The organism is Streptomyces sp. NPDC045701 (genome assembly GCF_056432045.1).
In genome coordinates this window covers 287577-305492 of sequence record NZ_JBWKJV010000004.1, presented here as the reverse complement: position 1 = coordinate 305492, position 17916 = coordinate 287577, and the positions used below count along the sequence as shown (strand labels likewise).

Here is a 17916-nt window from a genome sequence, read left to right as displayed (position 1 = left end):
ACAAACCTGTTTGATAGGTTGACTTTCGCACATGATCCCTGTGCAATGCGCTCATGGGAACTACGGAACGACACCGCCGGATCACCGCCGCGGTCCGGGAGGCGCGCGAGCTGAGCGTGGCCGAACTGGCCGAACTCACCGGCTGCTCCGAGATGACGGTGCGCCGCGACCTGGAGATCCTCGCCGGACAGGGCGTGCTCGAACGGTTCCGCGGCGGTGCCCGCACCCTGCTTCTGCGGGGCGTGGAACCGCCGTTCGGGTTGCGGGCACGGGAGGGGGAGGAGGTCAAGCGCAGGATCGCGGCGGACGTCGCCGCGCTGATCGCCGACGGCGAGTCCGTCGTCGTCGACAGCGGGACGACGTGCCTGGAGGTCGCCAGGGCCCTGCGCGACCGCCGCGTCACCGTCATGCCGCTGTCGCTGCACGCCGCCAACGCGCTGGCCGGCGCCCCGTCCGTGCGGCTGCTTCTCCCCGGCGGTGAGCCGAGGCCGGGCGAACTGGCGATGACCGGCCCCCTCGCGGAGGCGTCCCTCGCGGCGGTCCGCTTCGACACCGCCGTCATCGGCTGCTGCGGCCTGACCGCCGACGACGGCCTGACCGCCTACGACCTCGCCGACGCGGCCGTCAAACGCGCGGCGATGGCGTCCGCCCGGCGCACGATCGCCGTGGCCGAGGCGGCCAAGTTCTCCCGCACCGCGCTGGCGTTCGTGGCGCCGCCCACCGCGCTCGACGCCGTCGTCACCGACGAGACGGCCCCCGACGAGGCGACCGAGGCGCTGGCCGCGGCCGGCGTCACCGTACGGAAGGTGTGAGGCGAGCCATGGCATCCCGGGGCACCGTCCTCTTCGACCTGTTCGGCGTCATCGCCCGGCACCAGTCCCCCGAGGCGAGCACCACGCTCGTCGCGACCGCCGGGGTGCCCGCGCCCGCTTTCTGGGACGCCTACTGGCGACTGCGGCCGGCGTACGACCGGGGCGACGTGACCGGGCCGGCCTACTGGCGCGAGGTGGGTACGGCACTGGGCACGCGCTTCGGCGCCGCGCGGACCGAAGCGCTCATCGCGGCCGATGTCGCGGGCTGGAGCGCGGTCGACGAGGAGATGGTGACGCTCGTCGGCGAACTCGCCGCGGCGGGCCGGCGCCTCGGCCTGCTCTCCAACATCCCCCCGGAACTGACCGCACATTACGAGGCGCGGCACGCGGCCTGGTTGAGCCACTTCGCGGTGCGCGGGTTCTCCTGCCGGATCGGCCACGCCAAACCCGAGCCCGGCGCGTACGCGTGGTGTCTGCGGGCGCTCGCGGAGGAGCCGGCGGACGTCCTCTTCGTGGACGACCGTGAGGAGAACGTGGTCGCGGCGCGCGCGGCCGGGCTGCGCGGGCTGCTGTTCACCGGCGCGGCCGGGCTGCGCGCGGCGCTGCGCGACCACCGGTACGGCGTGGTCACCGAACCCGGCGGCCGGGCCGGCGCCTGACCTCCGGGGCGCCCGCCCTTCGCCCACGTGCGGCGGTCAGGTGCCGGCGGCAGCACCGGTGAACGCGGCGCGCAGGAAGGCGGCCGCCTGCCCGATGGCGCGGCCGCCCGCGTCGAGGGTGCCGGCCATGGCGAAGAAGCCGTGGGCAACCCCCTGGTAGCGCGTCGACTCGACCGGCACACCGCTGTCGCGCAGGCGCCGGGCGTACTCCTCGCCCTCGTCGCGCAGCGGGTCGTGCTCGGCGGTGATGACGAGAGCGCGTGGCAGATCCGCGTGCGAGGAGGCGCGCAACGGGGACACGAGGGGGTTCTTCGCGTCCTCGGGCGACGACAGGTAGTTGTCCCAGTACCACTGCACGGACTTGTCGTTGAAGAGCAGCGGATCGGTGTTCTCGCGGCGGGACGGGGTGTCGGCGAAGTAGTCGGTGTTGGGATAGACGAGCAGTTGGGCGAGGAGGGCGGGGCCGCCCGCGTCCCGTGCCATGAGGGTCGTGGCGGCGGCGAGGTTGCCTCCGGCGCTGTCGCCGCCGACGGCGATGCGCGAGGCGTCACCGCCCAGGCGGGCGGCGTGCTCGGCGACCCAGCGCAGACCCGTGAAGCAGTCCTGGACCGCGGCGGGGAACTTGTTCTCCGGGGCCAGGCGGTATCCCACCGCGACGGTGAGGCAGCCTGCGGCATTGGTCAGGCTGCGGCAGATCGCGTCACTCGTCTCGATGCTGCCCAGGGTCCAGCCGCCGCCGAAGAAGTAGACGAGCACGGGCAGGGGCCCCAGGTCCGCGCCGGGCCGGTAGACGCGGACGGGCAGTGTTCCGGCGGGACCCGGTATCCGTTCGTCGAGCACCTCCCGCACGGGCTCGGGTACCCCCGCGTCGGCCCGCACAGCGGCCAGGTCGGCCGCCCTGGCCTCGGCGAGTGTCATCTCGTACAACGGCCTGGCACCCTGCGCGGCCCGCTGCTCGTATAGGGCTTGCAACTGCGGATCAAAAACCATGGCCTCTCCCCATCCGGTCCGGGTGACAGCTTATGGGCCACCGCCGGCCGCCGGACTCGCCGGCGCCCCCGTCGGCGCCGGCCGCTGCGGTGGAGGGGCATCCCTCGCGCCACTCACCATTCGCGGAACGGTTGGCCGTCTCGCGGCCGGCGGTGGTCAAGCACCTCGCCGTCCTGGACGCCGCCGGGCTGGTCGCCGGCAGCCGGGTCGGACGGGAGGTGCGGTACGCGGCGCGGCCCGCGGCGCTGGACTCGACGGCACGGTGGATGGCCTCGCTCGCCGCCGACTGGGACCGGCGGTTGGCGCACAGCGAACGCGTCGCCGAGACAGCCGAGCGGGATGCGCGTCCGGCCCCCCGACTGACGACAGGCCCGCGCGGCGGCACCGGACCCGAACCCGCTCCTGAACCGGCTCGGGAACCGTTCGCCTGGATCCTGCGTGACCTCTTGACGTGTGGTCGGCTGAGGGAGGACACGAATGAGGACGCGGGCATGTGTGAGCGGGCTGGTATCCGCCTGCGTGGCGCTGGTGGCGTGCGCGTGCGGTCCGGAGAAGGCGAAGGACGGCGCGGACGCCAAGGCCTCCCGGCCGGCCACGTCCATGGCGACGGATACGCCGTCGGCCGCGCCGTCCACGCCCGCCCGCACCGAGAAGCCGTCAGCCGCCCCGACCGGCGGGCAGCCCGCGCCGAGGATGAAAGAGCGCGCGATCGAACGGTACGAGGAGTACCTCCACGCCCTCGGCCGTGAGGACATCGACACGGTGTGCGAAGTGGCCGGCCCCGGCGCGAAGGAGGCGGAGGACAAGGGCTTCGGGCCCTGTACGTCGACGTACGTCATCGTGTTCCAGATGATCTCGCCCGCGCAGAAGCAGGCCCTGCGGACCGCGACGGTCGATCCGCAGCGCGTCACCGTGCACACCCTCGACAAGATCGAGATGCCGCTCGAAGCGGTCAGGGCCTCCGCGACCTTCTCGGAGAGCGACCTCGGCAGCTACACCCTGGAGTACCTGACGAACGATTACTACATCACCGACGGAACGTGACGCCGCGGGCCCACCGACGAACACGGCATCGACGCCCTCGCCGCCGGCGGAGACCGCTCCTCCCTGACGCTCACGACAGCCGGCTCGGCACGTTCGCACCACTACGATGTGACGCCTCGAAGCCAGAACAGCGGGGGTGCGGGACATGAGCGGTTACGGCGGGGGCGGATACGGGAACCCGGCGAGCGGCGCGGGCGGTGGGCCGCCCGCGGGACGGCCGGGCCAGGGCTCCCCGGTCCCGCCGGGATCCCCGTACGTCCCGCCGCAGAGCTACCCGTACCAGCCGGTCCCTCCGCAGGGGTACCCGTACGCGCCGCCCCATCCTCAGGTTCCGCCGCCGGAGCCGTCTCGGGGGCGGAAGATCTTGCGAGGTGTCCGCAATCCGTTGTATGCCGCCCAGCGGACGTTCCGGCCCTCGCGTCCCGGGATCGTGGAGGATCCGCAGGTCCGCAGGCTTCAGTTGTGGCGCACCGCTCTGGGTCTCGTCGCCTGGGTAGTCCTGATGGTCACCTACAACGCCGTCGTCAGCGCCGAGGACGCCAAGGCCGTGGCGGACGAACGCTTCAACCAGAGCTGGTCCAGTGTCCTGGTGCTGGTCTGCACCTTCCCGGTGGTGGTCGGCGCCTTCGTGGCTGCCGCGCAGGGCGGGTTGCGGCGCGTCTACCTGCGACGGGCCCTGCGTTCGCTCGGAGCGGTGGTGGCCATCATGGCGACCATGGGCACCTCGGCGCTCGCGTTCGCGCCCGAGTTGGCGGGGTTCCGGGACCTCATCGGGCTGCCGGGAAAGATCGCCCTCGGGGTGCTGTGCCTGTGGTCGGTCGTTTTCGCGCTCTACGGCATCGGCCTGTCGCTCGTGCACGTCTTCCGTACCGCCGACATCCACGAGGTGCTGCCGCCGATCCTCGCCGGCGCGCTGGTCTGGGAGGTGGCCCTCCTGGACGTGATCACGGGCGCCTACCCCCAGGTCCCGGCGGGTGCCCGGGCGGTCTTCATCCTCGGCGCCCCTGTCACCGTCACGGCCCTGTCCTGGTGGGAGACGCGCCGACTGCGCCGCCACCACGGACTGACGCTCCGTGGGGCGCTGGGACGCTGACGGGCCCGACCGTCGCTCGCTCCCCCGCTCCTTCGGGCGCACGCCGAACCAAGTGGTGGACGTGCGGGTCGGTGACCTCGGTCGCCGCGTCGACGCGGGTCGGTCGTGCGCCGGCTTCCGGGCGCGTACTCGCGGAGGATCGAGGTCCGCAGTTCCGGGTTCGGGCCAGGCACTTCGACGCGGGGGCTGCCCAGCGCCCCGTGGAGCCCGCGGGTTTCGTCCAGGTCGTCGGTGAGCCGGTGCGGCGCGAGGATCGCCCGCAGCCCGGCCTCGGTCGTCGGCGCCCCGGTGACGTACGACCGGAGACGGCCGGCGTCGTGGACGAGGGTGTGGGCCGGTGGGCCACCCTCCGGGCCGGGTCGGCGAGCCTGTCCGTCACGCCCTCCCCGCCCCGTGCCGCCACGGGTCGGCGGCGAGGACGGTCGGCTCCCCCGGCCGCCGTGAGATCGCCGGCCGGGCCGCGGGCCGTGAGGAACGCCTCCGGCATGCCGTACGACTTCTCGTGGCGGCGTCCCTCGTCGCGGAGCCAGGGCAACAGCTCCGGGCGGTCCCCGACGACGTCGCGCGGCGCCCGGCGGACCTCGCTCACGTCCCCGGCGTCGCGGACCCGGTCGAGAAGCGCGGCCGCCCACGCCTCCGGTACGCGTCCGGCGAGCGCCCGCGCGCAGGGCGTCCGCCGCCACCAGGGGTGGGCGGGCCCGGCCACGTACCGGTCGAGTTCACCGGGGTCGCTGGCCCGCAGGGCGCCGGTGTCGGCCTGCCCGGCCGACGGGACCAGCGTCTCCTTGTCCGGCATCCGGGGATGCCACTGCGCGCCGCAGGCCCCGTCAGGCGGGTGCGTCGGCCGTGCCGGTCGCCCCCTCGCGGGGCACGTCGGCCGCGCGGGCGGCCCGGGGCGCCGAAGGGACGTGGGGCGCCTGCCGCGTGACGCGGCGGCGGCGGGTCGGCAGGCCGAGGGTCGGGTTGGCGACGCCCCAGGCCGCGCCCTTGCAGACGAGTTCCTTGTAGGCGGCGGCGAACCGGCCGGTGAGAGCCGCGCCGACGGACCGGTCGTCGGCGGTGACGTACTGGATCAGGCCCTGCTTGCGGCCGAGGGAGACGCACTGGTTGAAGTAACGCAGCGGGACCTGCGGGAGCTTCCCGCCGGTGAGGCGTGCCGCGATGGCGTCGGCCGCCTGCCAGGCGGTGGGGACGCCCGAGGCGCAGGACATCCGCAGCGGCTTGTCGCCGGGGCCAGCCACCAGGGCGGCGTCGCCGACGGCGTACACGTCCGGGTGCGAGACGGAGCGCATGGTTCCGTCGACCACGATCTGCCCGCTGCCGGTGACGTCCAGGGTGGTGGCCTTCGCGATGGGGTGGACGGCGAAGCCGGTGGTCCACACGGTGACCGCGGCCGGGATGGCCCTGCCGTCGCCGGTGGTGACGCGGTCGGCCTCCACGGCGGTGACGGCGGTGTGCTCGTGCACGGTGATGCCGAGCGTGGCGCACACCTTCCGGAGGTGCCCGCGGCCCTTGGCCGAGAGCCAGTCGCCGAGGCCGCCGTTGGTGGCGAGGGCGACGGTGAGGTCCGGGCGGGCTTCGGCGATCTCGGTCGCGGTCTCCAGGCCGGTGAGGCCGCCGCCGACGACGACCACCGGCTGTCCGGCGGTCAGGCCGGCCAGCCGCTCGCGCAGCCGGAGCGCCCCGGCCCGGCTCGCGACCTCGTGGGCGTGCTCGGCGGTGCCGGGGACGCCCTGGTCGTTCCAGCCGCTGCCGAGGGCGTACACGAGGGTGTCGTACGCCAGTTCCCCGGCGGCGCCGTCCGCGGCGGTGACCGCGACGGTCCTGCGGTCGGCGTCCACGCCGGTGACCCTCGCGTACGTCAGCTCGACGCCGGTGCCCCGGAACATCTCGCCGAAGGGCCGGGCCTTCAGGTCCTGGCCGGCCGCGAGCTGGTGCAGCCGGACACGCTCGACGAAGTCGGGGTCGGCGTTGACGAGCGTGATGGTCACGTCGTCGCGGTGCAGTCGCCGGGCGAGGCGGCCGGCCGCGGTGGCTCCCGCGTATCCGGCGCCGAGGACGATGATGCGGTGCTGCATGGTGCGTGCTCCTGTCTGCGCGGGTCAGCCCCTTGTCTTGCGCGGCTTCGCCCCTTGAACCGGGCAGGTCTCCGATTCCTGACGGGATCCCGGTGTGAAGCGGCTCACACCGGGAGCAGAGCACCTCGCACCATGGTCAGAAGGCGTGGAACAGGGGCTCCCCGCGGTCCGTGGCCGCCCACATCCCGGTCGCGCGCTCGAGCTTGTCGGGGTTGACCTGGTTGCGGAACGCGGCGATGCCGTCGGCGGTGATCTCCGCGCACATGACGCCGATGACCCGGCCGTCGAGGACCGCCACGACGGCCGGCCCGCCGTTGGCGGTGGCGATGTGGATCGCGGGCGAGCCGCCGACCAGGACGCGCTTGGACAGTGTGGGCTTGAACAGGCCCCGGATGAACTTCGCGACCGCGACGGCGCCCTCGAACGCCTTGGCGCGGGCGGGCACCTTGCCGCCGCCGTCGCCGACCGAGAACGCGTCGGCGGTGAGCAGCCGCACGAGCGGCTCGGTCTTTCCCGTCCTGGCGGCGGCCAGGAACTCCTCGACGACGCGCCGGGCGGCGGCCTGGTCGATCTCGGTGCGGGCCTTGCCCTCCGCGATGTGCTTCTTGGCGCGGTGGAAGATCTGCTGGCCGGCGTTCTCGGTGATGTCGAGGATCTCGGCGATCTCCCGGTACGGGTAGTCGAAGGCCTCCCGCAGTACGTACACCGCCCGCTCGTTGGGGGTCAGCCGTTCCATGAGGGTGAGGACGGCGTACGAGACCGACTCGCGCTGCTCGGCGGTGTCGGCCGGACCGAGCATGGGGTCGCCGTCGAGCAGCGGCTCGGGCAGCCACTGGCCCACGTAGGTCTCACGCCGCGCGCGGGCGGAGGTGAGCCGGTTGAGGCACAGGTTGGTGAGCACCTTCGTGAGCCACGCCTCGGGCACCTCGATGCGCTCGACGTCCGCCGCCTGCCAGCGCAGGAACGTGTCCTGCACGGCGTCCTCGGCCTCGCTCGCGGAGCCGAGGAGACGGTAGGCGATCGCTTCCAGACGGGGCCTGGCGACCTCGAACCGGTTCACGTCCTGCATGGTCAGCGGCATGGCCGGATCCTAACCGGGCGGGGCACGACGCGGTCCGGCGCCGTTGCCGGTCGGCGGTCGGCGGTCGGGGGTCGGGGGTCGGGGGTCGGGGGTCGGGGGTCGGGGGTCGGGGGAAAAACAAAAGGCAAGGAGGTTCAGCCACTCCTTGCCACTCTCAACTTATAGCTCACCGGGGGCCTTGCGGCAAGGCCCCGGTCCTGGCGCAGAATCGTCAGCCGAACCCGGGATCTGCGGGTTTCGGGGATGCGCGTCATATGCGCGCTCCTGTCTCATTGGGGGGATTCATGATTGACGTGATCGTCGTCGGTGGCGGACCGACGGGTCTGATGCTGGCCGGTGAGTTGCGGCTGGCCGGGGTGCGGACCGTCGTGCTCGAGAGGCTGGACGAGCCGACCAGGCAGTCCCGGGCGCGGGGGCTGCACGCGCGCAGCGTCGAGGTGATGGACCAGCGCGGCCTGGTGGAGCGGTTCCTGTCGCTCGGTGAACGGTTCGCCGTCGGCGGGTTCTTCGCCGGCATCGCGAAGGCGTGGCCCGACCGGCTGGACACCACGCACTCGTACGTCCTCTCTATCCCGCAGACGGTCACCGAGCGCCTGCTGGCCGAGCACGCGGCCGAGCTCGGTGCGGAGATCCGCCGGGGCTGCGAAGTGGTCGGGCTGAGCCAGGACGACCACGGGGTGACCGCCGAGCTGGCCGACGGCACCCGGCTGCGCTCGCGCTACCTCGTCGGCTGCGACGGGGGCCGCAGCGCGGTGCGCAAGCTGCTGGGCGTCGGCTTCCCCGGGGAACCCGCCAAGGTCGAGACACTGCTGGGCGACATGGAGGTCACCGAGGACCCGGAGGTGATCGCGGCCGTCGTCGCGGAGGTCCGCGAGACCCAGCTGCTGTTCGGCGTCATTCCCGACGTGGACGGGAACAAGGGCGTGCACCGCGTCGTCGTGCCGGCCGACGGGGTCGCCGAGGACCGCGCGGCGGCGCCCACCCTCGACGAGTTCAGGCAGCAGCTCCGGGCGTTCGCCGGAACCGACTTCGGTGTGCACTCACCGCGCTGGCTCTCCCGCTTCGGCGATGCCACCCGGCTGGCCGAGCGGTACCGGGTCGGCCGGGTGCTGCTCGCGGGGGACGCCGCGCACATCCACCCGCCCACCGGAGGGCAGGGCCTCAACCTGGGGATCCAGGACGCGTTCAACCTCGGCTGGAAGCTGGCAGCCGAGGTCAACGGCTGGGCGCCGGAAGGACTGCTGGACAGCTACCACAGCGAACGGCACCCGGTGGCCGCCGACGTGCTGGACAACACCCGTGCGCAGATGCTGCTGCTGACGCCCGAGCCGGGGCCCCGATCGGTGCGCCGGCTGCTGACGGAGCTCATGGACTTCGAGGAGGTGAACCGGTACCTGATCGAGAGGATCACGGCGATCGGTGTCCGTTACGACGTCGGCGAGGGCCATGAGCTGCTCGGCCGCCGGCTGCGGGACGTGACCCTGAAGCGGGGGCGCCTCTACGAGTTGATGCACGGCGGCCGCGGACTGCTGCTCGACCGGACCGGCCGGCTCTCGGTGGAGGGGTGGTCGGACCGGATCGACCACGTCGTCGACATCAGCGACGAGCTCGACGTGCCAGCGGTGCTGTTGCGGCCGGACGGCCATGTGGTGTGGGTGGGCGAGGACCAGCAGGACCTGCTCGGCCGGCTGCCCCGGTGGTTCGGCGCTGCCGCCGCCTGAGCCCACCGGGAAGGGGCGGCCGGTGCGGCACGTTGCCGGTGGAGGCGGCCGGGAGGCACCGGGCCGCCGGCCTCGGCGGCGCCGCTCTCCGCCGAGGGAACGTTCCCTCGCTTCGAGCGCGTGGTGCGGCTCGGCCGGTACGTCGTCGGCCACGACCCCGGAGAGCCGAAGGTCCGGGGGGGGACGGCTTCTCCGGGCGCACGTCAGGTGTTCAGCACATCGGCGTACAGCGCGAACAGGCGCAGGGCGGGGGCGCGGCCGGCCGGCCGGGGCTCGCGGAGGTGCCGCCAGCAGTCGGCCGTCAGGCGGCGGGCCCGGCTGCCCGGCCATGTTCCGGGCAGCAGCTCGGGAGGCAGCAGCGGGTCGGGGGTCATCGCCGCGGTGAAGCGGGCGGCGAGTTCCACCGTGGCGGTGAGCCGCTCGGCGTCCGAGGGCTCGGAACCGCCGGTGAGCCGGGCGAGGCGGGACGCGGCGAGGGTCGCGAGCCCCTCGTAACGGGCGGCGATCTCGTCCAGTGGCCACAGGGCGGCGGCCAGCGCCGGCGGGTCGGTGGTGTCACCGATGCGCAGGTCGGTGGTGGTGAGGCGGGTGAGCGTGCCGAGGACGCCGAGGTGGCGGGCTTGGGCTTCGACGAGCTCGGCGACGGGGTTGGCGGTGACGTAGAGGCCGCTCTGAACGGGTGCGGCGCCCAGGTGCAGGAGGGTCTCGCGCAGGGCGTCGCGGGCGGCGCGGCGGGACTCGGGGACGGCGAAGGCGAACAGGTGCCACGTCCCGTCCCACGGGGCGAGTCCGGCGTCCTGCCGGTAGGCGTGGCGGACGTACGCGGCGTCCGGGGCGAGGGCCCCGGTGACGTCGGCGACGGCGCGGAGGGTGGCCTTGCGGCCGCGGCCCTCCTGGGTGAAACGGTCCTCGCCGACAAGGCGTTTGACGCAGAGCCTGACCTGCTGGTCCGTCATGCCCAGCGACTCGGCGACGGTGTAGAGCTCGCCCGCGTCGACGGTGCCGTCCTCGCGGACCAGGGCGTGGACGAGCAACCGGGTGGGGATCTCCGGCTTGCCGGCCGCGCCGTCGTCGGGGCCGGTGGCGGTGGCGGTGGTGTTCGCCTTCACCTTGTCTCCTTCGTACCCGGCGCGTCCGCTCCGGTGACCGGGCGGTGCATGGTGGTGACCGCGCCGAAGCCCAGCAGGCCGCGCAGGCAGGGGGTTTTCTCGGTGCGGACGGCGACGAAGCCGTGGCGTTCGTACAGCGCCTTCGCCCGGGGGTTGACGTCGATGACGTCCAGCCGGATCCGGTGGCAGCCGTGGTCGGCCGCGACGGCCGCGACCTCCTTCAGGAGCAGGCCGCCGATGCCGGTTCCGCGGTGGGCCGCGTCCACGGCGATACCGTCCATGACGAGTTCCCCCTGGGCGGGAGTCCGTTCGAACAGGGCGAGGACCGCGAGCCGGGGCAGGCCGCGGAACGCGCCGTACGCCGACAGTACGTCCGCCGCGCTGCCGCCGGTCAGTCCGTGGCCGCCGAGCCGGTAACCGGCCACGCCGACCACCTGGCCGCCGGAGAGCGCGGTCACGCCCCGGTCGTGCCGCAGGTGGGCCGCGATGAACCGGCGCCCCGTGTCGGGCGGGTCGAGCGCGGCGGCGAGCTTGCGGCCGAACGCCTCCCAGTAGAGCGCCGCCACCCGTTCCTCCGCCCCCTCGGGTACACCCCTGCGTATCAACATGTCCACGCCACTCCCCTTCCGTCCACGACCCCTCTTGTATGGTCATACTCTATACGTTCATACCGGAGACGAACGTTTTGAAGTCGATCGATTTCAGGGGCGGGCATGGTGATCAGACATGGGGCATCCGGCCGAGGCGGACGGCAGTGGGCCCGGTGGGGGCGAGGCGTGGTGTGGACGCTGGTGGGCGTGCTGGCGGTGGGCGCCGGGGCGGCCGGGGTGATGGTGTGGCAGAACACCTACGCGCTCCGCGAGGAGAAGGCGTCCCTGCGGCACGACGGAAAGCTGCTCAAGGGCGTACTCGCCCTGCCCGAGGCGGGCGACGGGCCGTTCGGCCTGGTCGTCTTCGTGCACGGGGACGGGCCGGTCGACGCGACGCACGAGACGTTCTACCGGCCGGTGTGGGAGTCCTTCGCCCGGGCGGGCTACGCCTCGCTGTCGTTCAGCAAGCCCGGCGTCGGCGGTTCGGAGGGCGACTGGCTCGACCAGAGCATGACGGACCGGGCGGAGGAGACCCTGGCGGCCGTGGCCTGGGCGCGCGGCCGCCCGGACGTCGACGGCCGCCGTGTCGGGCTGTGGGGAGCCAGCCAGGCCGGCTGGGTGCTGCCCAAGGTCGCCGCACGCGACCGGCGGCTGCAGTTCGTCATCGCCGTGTCCCCCGCCGTCAACTGGCTGCGGCAGGGCCGGTACAACCTCCTCGCCGAGCTGCGTCGGGACGGCGCGACCGCCGGACGGAGGGAGGCGGCGCTGCGCCGGCGGGAGACCACCCTGGCCCTGCTCCGACGCGGGGCGTCCTACTCCGAGTACCGCGCCGCGGTCCGCGACGCCGGGGAGATGACGGCCGCGCGGTGGGCGTTCATCGCCAGGAACCACACCTCGGACGCGACGGCGGACCTCCGGGCGATGCGCGGCACGCCGCTGCTGCTGGTGCTGGGCGGCCACGACGTCAACGTGGACGCCGCCGAGACGGAGGCCGTCTACCGCGAGCTCCTGCCGGCCGCGTCCCTCCGGGTCGCGCACCACCCCGAGGCCACGCACGCGCTGGTGGACCACGACGTGGAGCGCTCGGGGTGGCGTCTGACGCTGACCGCGGTCTTCGCGCCCAGGCAGTTGTACGCCGACGGGGTCCTCGCCGAGCAGGCCGCGTTCGTCCGGCGGCCCGGCGGGCCGGCGCCCGCGCCCGGTCCGGCGGCGTAGCGGCCTTCCGGCCCCTCCCCCTCCCCCGGCACGAACGGGGAGTGGAAGGGGCCGGAGTCCACACGCACACCGGCAGGCCGGCGCCCCGGCCGGCCGGCGGGCACGGCCGGCCGGTCGGCGGGCGGGGCGGTCGGCGCACGGCCGACCGGCGGGTTCCGGTCGGCGCGCTGCGGTCAGCCGGCGAGTTTGACGACGCCCGAGGCCGTGGCCTCCGCGCCGGTGCCGTCCGCCGGGGTGGCGGTCAGCCGCCAGGTGTAGGCACCGGCCGCCGCCGGGGTGCCGGACTGGGACGTGCCGTCCCAGGCGACCCGCACCGCGCTGCGGGCGCCCTCGCCCGCCCAGGTGCGGACCACCTCGCCGGTCGCGCGGTGCGTGAGCGTGACCCGCCAGGACGCGGCGGGCTTGGAGAGCCACCACACGGCGGCCCATTCACCGGCCGGTGTCCGGGGCGCCGTGGTGCGGGCGACGCGCAGCGGGGACACCGCCTGCTGCGGCGCGGTGACGTGGACGGTGTCGTCCGCGCCCACCCAGACGAGCTTGCCGGCGCCCGCGTCGACGGTCCAGGTGGTGCCGCGTCCGTCGCCGGCGGCGGGCTGCTTCAGGCCCGTGACGGTGCCCAGGTCGGCCGTGCCGCCGTCCGCCCGCAGGGCCGTGAGACGCAGGTCGCCGGCCGCGTCGCGGTGGGCCAGGAACCGGTCGCCCAGCAGCACGCCGGTCGCCGGGGCGGGGTGGGTGTGCCCGGTCGCCAGGTCGCGGACGCCCGCCGCTCCGGAGGCGCAGCTCCAGTACAGGAGGGTGCCGCTGTGCTGGAGTTCGTCGGGTACGCAGGCGGAGCCGAGGCCGACGGTCCCGGTGACCTTGCCGGAGCGCAGGTTGATCACCTTCACCCGGCCGGGGTTGTTCGGCGCGGGCTTGTACAGCTTGTGCTGGTCCAGTGCGGCGGCCTGCGCCGGCTGGTGGCGGACGATGCCGTCGCGGGCGGTGTCCACGACGTACTGCCGGCCGGCCGCCTCGTACAGCACGAACTCCGGCGCGGCGTCGACGATGCGGCCGTCGCTTCCCGGCAGCGGGAGGCGGTCCGCCGGCTGCGCCGGGTCGTCACCGGTCACCAGCACGTCGGCGCCGGTGCCCGGGTCGGGGACCAGCCTGGCCAGGCCCTCGTCGGTGCCGTCGGCGAAGCGGCCCGCCGCGAGGCCGGGGAAGTCGGCGAGCGCCGCGCCGTCCACCGGGTCGAGCCCGGTGCCGATGTCCTTGCCGTGCAGCGTCCTGGTCCCGGCGAGCGCGTTGACGTACCGCAGCCGCCCCCGGTCGAGGCTCAGCGCCTCTATCGCGCCGTCCGCCGTCTTGACCCGCGGCACCTGGCGCAGGGGCAGGTCGAAGACGAGCCCCGAGCCGCCCACGCTCAGGTGGTGCACGGCGCGCCTGCCGTCGGCGTCCTTGCCGAGGGCGACCAGCGCGCCGGTGCCGGTCGAGCCGAGGAACGCCTGCTCGACGTCGCTCAGCAGCGTGCGCTCGGTCTCCGCCCCGGCGAAGGGGGTGAGGCGCAGCGGGCCGCCGTCGCCCTCGTACCAGAGGACGTTGTCGCCCACCACGAAGGAGGTGACGTCGCTGTCGGCGGACCGGGTGGCGAGCGGCACGACGCGCGGGGCGGCCGTACTGCCCAGCGGCATGACGCGCACGCCCGGTCCTCCGTCGCGCGAGAACCAGCTGACCGTGCTCTGGGTGATGCGGAAGCTGTCGGCCTCCCCGGTCACGGGCAGCGGGGCGACCCGGCCGTTGTACCCGGTGAGGATGCCGTATCCGGGGGTGCCGTCGGCGGTGCGGTAGCCGATGAGGAGCTGGTTGTAGTGGGCGCCGAGCAGCACGGGTTCGGCGCCGGTGGTGGCTCCGGCGGGCAACTGGACGACGGGGTCGTCGGCCGGGTCGGCGCCGCGCGCCACACGCAGTTGGTACGTGCCGTCGCCCTGGTCGACGGTGGCCAGCACCCAGCCGTTGGCGACGCGCGGGTTGAGGTACCCGGCGGGCACGCTGACCGTGTTGGTGAAGCGGGGGTCCTCGATGCCGACCCGCACGACGTCGGTGCCGCCGTCCTCGCGCCGCTTCGTGTAGACGACGCGGTCGTATTCGTCGTGGGCGCGCAGGATGGCGTCCTGCGGTACACCGTCGAGAGCCGGTACGGGCCTGGTGGTGCGGTTGTAGACCGTGGTCCAGAGGTAGCCGCCGCCCTCGTGGTGCAGTACCCCCTGGCGGCCGGTCGCCAGGACCGTCTCGGTCCCTTCGGCATGGGCGTCGGGCGCGGGTACGAGGACGTCGACCGGTGCGGCCGCGTGGGCCGTGGCCGGCAGGGCGGTTGTCAGCCCCGCGGCGAGGACGGCGACGGCGGTCCAGCGGGTACGCCGGGCTCGGCTGGTTGTGCGCAGGTGACGGGACACCTGACCCCCCTCTTGTTAACCGGTTACACACGCGAGTTGGTGTGAACAGAGTCAACCATACCGAGACCCATGGCAGTTGTGTGCGGAATGTGCGCCAACCATGTCTCGGCGGGCAACGACCACAGGGGTCATAGCGGTTGGAATGAGCAGTTCCGACCGTCGAACGTTCTCGAATAGCTGTTTTCGGTCAGAACACATCGGCGAGTTGACCGCACGCGTGCTCAGCCTGCACCTTTCCGGGACCGCCATGGATCCCAGCCCCGGCCGGAGCCCTCACCCCGGCGATTCATCCGGCAGCCACCCCGAACTGTTGAAAATTTTCCTGATACAACACCGGACTACCGCAAGAAACGACCGAAACTGCCTACCGGCTTTTGACTACTGATCGACGATTCAGTGAAGGTCGTTCACATGTCCGTCACAACCCGAGCCGTGGCCAGCGGCCCTCTGCGCATGCGCGACTTCCGACTGCTGCTCGCCGGAGCGGCGGCCGGACAGCTCGGCGCCCATGTCACCCTGGTCGCTCTCCCTCTCGTGGCGGTACTCCAACTCGATGCCTCCGCCTGGCAGGTGGGGATGCTCACCGCCGCCGAGACCGCCGCGTTCCTCTTGATCGGGCTGCCCGCCGGGGCCTGGACCGACCGCATGCGCAAACTGCCGCTGATGATCAGGGCCGATGTCGTACGGGCCGCGGCCATGGCGAGCGTCCCGGCAGCGGCCGTGGCCGGCGTCCTGACGATGGCGCAGTTGTACGCCGTCGCGCTGGTCACCGGCGTCGCCACCGTCTTCTTCGACGTGGCCCACCAGAGTTTCCTGCCCCAGCTGCTGCCCAAGGACATGCTGGTCAAGGGCAACGGGGCGCTGGAGGCCGTCCGTTCGACGGCGCAGGTGACCGGGCCGGGGCTCGGCGGCGGCCTGGTCCAGCTCCTGGGCGCCCCTCTCGCCGTCACCGTCGACGCCGTCGGATACCTCCTCTCCGCCCTCCTGCTGCGGGGCATCGAACGCCAGGAGCCCCGGCCGGAGACCGTTCCCGGCGCGTCGTTGCGGGCGGACATCGGAGAGGGGCTGCGCTTCGTGCTGGGTCAGCCGCTGCTGCGGGTGATCGCCGCCTCCACCGCCCTCGGCAACTTCTTCACCGCGCTGCTGATGGCCACCCAGACCGTGTACCTGGTACGCGTCCTGGACCTGCGGCCGGGGGCGGTCGGCCTCGTGCTGTCGGCGGCGGCCGTCGGCGGACTCGTGGGCGCACTGGCCGCGGGCGGGCTCGCCGCACGGCTGGGCCAGGCCAGGATCATTCTCCTCTCCGCACTGGTGACGGGGCCGTTCGCGCTGCTGTGGCCGCTGTCGGAACGGGTGGGGGGCGCCGTGGTGTTCGCGCTCGGCTCGGGCGTCGTCTTCTTCGGTGCGGTGGTCTACAACGTCGCGCAGGTGAGCTTCCGGCAAGCCCTGTGCCCGCCCGGCCTGCTGGGCCGGATGAACGCCACGCTCCGGTTCCTGATGTGGGGCACGCTCCCGCTCGGGGCGCTGGCCGGCGGGGCGCTCGCCGACGGCTTCGGCGCCGGCACCGCGCTGCTGTACTGCGCGGCCGGCTTCCTCGCCGTACCGCTGCCGCTGCTGCTCTCCCCGCTGCGCGGGATGCGGGACCTGCCCGCCGGGCCGCCCTCCCCCGCCAGGACCACCGACGCCACCGGAGGACCGTCCCCGGCGGCCCCGCTCGACTGACTCCGGCTTGTCCGGCCCTGCCGTCCCAGCCAACGACAGAGAGGATCACGTGCTCAGCATCTCGGGCCAGTACCTGGCTCGCTACCGGGGACTCGCCACCGACACCGGGACCACGCTGCCCGTCACCGGGGCCCAACGCCGCTTCATCCTGGTGCGGGCCCTCGACCCCGCCGGGCGGCCGGACCTCGTGCCGATGTTCTTCGCCTTCCCGCGCGGCACGGTGGACCCCGTACGCCTCACCGCCGCGGCGCGGCGCCTCGCGGCACTGCACCCGGTGCTGCGCGGCCGGCCGGACGTGGTGCGCGGCACACCGGTGCTCCGCGTGGCGGAGCCGCAGATACCCGTCGTACGCGTGCCCGGGGCGCCGGACGAGGACGCGGGGACGGCCCTGCGGCGGGCCCTGGACGCGTGGACCCCCGACGGTCCGCCGCTGCGGCTGTTCCTCACCGACGCCGGGACCGACGAGCGGGAGGGCGAGGTGCTCGCGGTCGTCCTCGACCACGCCGTGTGCGACGGCCGGTCGCTCGCCCGGCTCGTCGAGGAGCTCGGCGCCGCGTACGCCGAGGGCCCCCGCGCGGAGCCCCCGGCCCCCTCGGACATCGCCGGCGAACTGGCCGCCTACCGCGAGGCCGTGCTGCTCCAGCTCGACGCCGAGGAACGGGCGGCCTCACCCGAGGCGCTGGCGTACTGGGGCGACCGGCTCCGGGCGGTGCGCGACCGGGCCCCCGCGCCCCGGGCGGGCGCCCCGGCCCCCGGGACGGCGCCGAGCGGTTCCGCTTCCGTGCTCCTGCGCCCGCCCGCCGCCACCGGGGGTGTGCCGTTCCCGGACCTGCTCGACGCCTGCCGGGCAGCGGTGCGCTCCTTGTACGGCCCCGGACACGTGGTACCGCTCGGCTACCCGTGGGGCGGCCGTCCGCCCGGCGCGGAACGAGTGCTCGGCTGCTTCCTCAACACGGTGGTCTTCCCGGCCGCCACCGGGCCGGCCCCGTCCGGCACGGACGTGACCGCCGATGCCTGGTGGGACGACCTGGACCGGGCCGACGTCCCCTTCGACGCCGTCGTGCACGCGGCCCGGGAGGCCGGTTCCGGCTGGTCCGGCCGCCTGGACGGGCTGCTGACCGTCGACGACGCCCGGCAGCGGCCCCCGCTCCGCCTGGCCGGTGTCGAGGGGCGGGAGGTCCACGTCGACGGCAGACCCGTGCGCGGCCCCTTCGCCGTCTCCGTGACCCAGGGACGCGACCTGCACCTGCGCATGGTGTGGGACCGCGCGGTGCTGGACGACGACACCGCCCGTGCCGCCTTCGGCGCACTCGCCGACGCGCTGCGGACGACGGCCCGGACGGCGCCGGCCGCCGGCTGACCTTCCGTAC

14 protein-coding genes and 1 pseudogene are annotated in these 17916 nt (G+C 74.0%); 9 read left to right on the top strand and 6 right to left on the bottom strand.

What is annotated here, in order from left to right; translation table 11 throughout:
• Nucleotides 1-53: 53 nt before the first annotated feature.
• Together AC07DW_RS07390 and AC07DW_RS07385 are read left to right on the top strand one after the other, a co-directional pair.
• Nucleotides 54-812: a DeoR/GlpR family DNA-binding transcription regulator gene (locus AC07DW_RS07390; RefSeq protein ID WP_478856639.1), complete on the top strand. Its 759-nt coding sequence runs from the start codon at nucleotides 54-56 to the stop codon at nucleotides 810-812.
• An 8-nt stretch (nucleotides 813-820) separates the two neighbouring features.
• Nucleotides 821-1471 carry an HAD family hydrolase gene (locus AC07DW_RS07385; protein ID WP_478856638.1) on the top strand — a complete coding sequence of 217 codons (651 nt, stop codon included), beginning with the start codon at nucleotides 821-823 and terminating at the stop codon, nucleotides 1469-1471.
• A gap of 36 nt (nucleotides 1472-1507) precedes the next feature.
• Here AC07DW_RS07385 and AC07DW_RS07380 read toward each other — a convergent pair whose 3' ends face one another.
• On the bottom strand, nucleotides 1508-2461 hold the full coding sequence (locus AC07DW_RS07380; protein WP_478856637.1) for an alpha/beta hydrolase: 954 nt from the start codon (nucleotides 2459-2461) through the stop codon (nucleotides 1508-1510).
• A 122-nt stretch (nucleotides 2462-2583) separates the two neighbouring features.
• On the opposite strand from AC07DW_RS07380, the pseudogene AC07DW_RS07375 reads away from it, so the two are divergent.
• The 3 genes and pseudogenes from AC07DW_RS07375 to AC07DW_RS07365 all read left to right on the top strand — a co-directional run.
• Nucleotides 2584-2808 (top strand): annotated as a pseudogene (locus AC07DW_RS07375) (ArsR/SmtB family transcription factor); the annotation flags it as partial.
• A 148-nt stretch (nucleotides 2809-2956) separates the two neighbouring features.
• The gene (locus AC07DW_RS07370; protein WP_478856732.1) at nucleotides 2957-3505 is read left to right on the top strand and encodes a hypothetical protein; all 549 of its coding nucleotides are present in this window, start codon (nucleotides 2957-2959) and stop codon (nucleotides 3503-3505) included.
• A gap of 430 nt (nucleotides 3506-3935) precedes the next feature.
• On the top strand, nucleotides 3936-4598 hold the full coding sequence (locus AC07DW_RS07365; protein ID WP_478856636.1) for a hypothetical protein: 663 nt from the start codon (nucleotides 3936-3938) through the stop codon (nucleotides 4596-4598).
• Nucleotides 4599-5425: 827 nt separating this feature from the next.
• Here the strand turns inward: AC07DW_RS07365 and AC07DW_RS07360 are convergent.
• A complete protein-coding gene (locus AC07DW_RS07360; protein ID WP_478856635.1) occupies nucleotides 5426-6676 on the bottom strand; it encodes an NAD(P)/FAD-dependent oxidoreductase in 1251 nt (416 codons plus the stop codon).
• A 136-nt stretch (nucleotides 6677-6812) separates the two neighbouring features.
• Nucleotides 6813-7757 (bottom strand): RNA polymerase sigma-70 factor, encoded by a 945-nt coding sequence (locus AC07DW_RS07355; protein ID WP_478856634.1) that lies wholly within the window; start codon nucleotides 7755-7757, stop codon nucleotides 6813-6815.
• Between the two features lie 284 nt (nucleotides 7758-8041).
• Here AC07DW_RS07355 and rox point away from each other — a divergent pair, with 284 nt between their 5' ends.
• Complete coding sequence (rox, locus tag AC07DW_RS07350) at nucleotides 8042-9478, top strand: rifampin monooxygenase (protein WP_478856633.1); 1437 nt, start codon at nucleotides 8042-8044, stop codon at nucleotides 9476-9478.
• Between the two features lie 203 nt (nucleotides 9479-9681).
• Here rox and AC07DW_RS07345 read toward each other — a convergent pair whose 3' ends face one another.
• Nucleotides 9682-10587: a PaaX family transcriptional regulator C-terminal domain-containing protein gene (locus tag AC07DW_RS07345; RefSeq protein WP_478856632.1), complete on the bottom strand. Its 906-nt coding sequence runs from the start codon at nucleotides 10585-10587 to the stop codon at nucleotides 9682-9684.
• Nucleotides 10584-11195, bottom strand: coding sequence for an N-acetyltransferase family protein (locus AC07DW_RS07340; RefSeq protein ID WP_478856724.1), 612 nt, complete (start codon nucleotides 11193-11195; stop codon nucleotides 10584-10586). Before AC07DW_RS07340 ends, AC07DW_RS07345 begins: the two co-directional genes overlap by 4 nt.
• Nucleotides 11196-11363: 168 nt before the next feature.
• Between AC07DW_RS07340 and AC07DW_RS07335 the strand changes: the two genes are divergently transcribed.
• Nucleotides 11364-12392, top strand: coding sequence for an alpha/beta hydrolase family protein (locus tag AC07DW_RS07335; RefSeq protein WP_478856631.1), 1029 nt, complete (start codon nucleotides 11364-11366; stop codon nucleotides 12390-12392).
• 173 nt (nucleotides 12393-12565) lie between these two features.
• Here the strand turns inward: AC07DW_RS07335 and AC07DW_RS07330 are convergent, their stop codons facing one another.
• Nucleotides 12566-14824, bottom strand: a complete 2259-nt coding sequence (locus AC07DW_RS07330; RefSeq protein ID WP_478856630.1) for a FlgD immunoglobulin-like domain containing protein — start codon at nucleotides 14822-14824, stop codon at nucleotides 12566-12568.
• A gap of 411 nt (nucleotides 14825-15235) precedes the next feature.
• Here AC07DW_RS07330 and AC07DW_RS07325 point away from each other — a divergent pair, with 411 nt between their 5' ends.
• Both AC07DW_RS07325 and AC07DW_RS07320 read left to right on the top strand, forming a co-directional pair.
• Nucleotides 15236-16546, top strand: coding sequence for an MFS transporter (locus AC07DW_RS07325; RefSeq protein ID WP_478856629.1), 1311 nt, complete (start codon nucleotides 15236-15238; stop codon nucleotides 16544-16546).
• A gap of 49 nt (nucleotides 16547-16595) precedes the next feature.
• On the top strand, nucleotides 16596-17906 hold the full coding sequence (locus tag AC07DW_RS07320; RefSeq protein WP_478856628.1) for a non-ribosomal peptide synthetase: 1311 nt from the start codon (nucleotides 16596-16598) through the stop codon (nucleotides 17904-17906).
• Nucleotides 17907-17916 lie beyond the last annotated feature (10 nt).

What these genes read in the sequence shown, in the direction of transcription:
- AC07DW_RS07390 (WP_478856639.1), top strand. Translation starts at nt 54, where the DNA reads ATGGGAACTACGGAACGACACCGCCGGATCACCGCCGCGGTCCGGGAG.
- AC07DW_RS07385 (WP_478856638.1), top strand. Translation starts at nt 821, where the DNA reads ATGGCATCCCGGGGCACCGTCCTCTTCGACCTGTTCGGCGTCATCGCC.
- AC07DW_RS07380 (WP_478856637.1), bottom strand. Translation starts at nt 2,461, where the DNA reads ATGGTTTTTGATCCGCAGTTGCAAGCCCTATACGAGCAGCGGGCCGCG.
- AC07DW_RS07360 (WP_478856635.1), bottom strand. Translation starts at nt 6,676, where the DNA reads ATGCAGCACCGCATCATCGTCCTCGGCGCCGGATACGCGGGAGCCACC.
- AC07DW_RS07355 (WP_478856634.1), bottom strand. Translation starts at nt 7,757, where the DNA reads ATGCCGCTGACCATGCAGGACGTGAACCGGTTCGAGGTCGCCAGGCCC.
- rox (WP_478856633.1), top strand. Translation starts at nt 8,042, where the DNA reads ATGATTGACGTGATCGTCGTCGGTGGCGGACCGACGGGTCTGATGCTG.
- AC07DW_RS07340 (WP_478856724.1), bottom strand. Translation starts at nt 11,195, where the DNA reads ATGTTGATACGCAGGGGTGTACCCGAGGGGGCGGAGGAACGGGTGGCG.
- AC07DW_RS07325 (WP_478856629.1), top strand. Translation starts at nt 15,236, where the DNA reads ATGTCCGTCACAACCCGAGCCGTGGCCAGCGGCCCTCTGCGCATGCGC.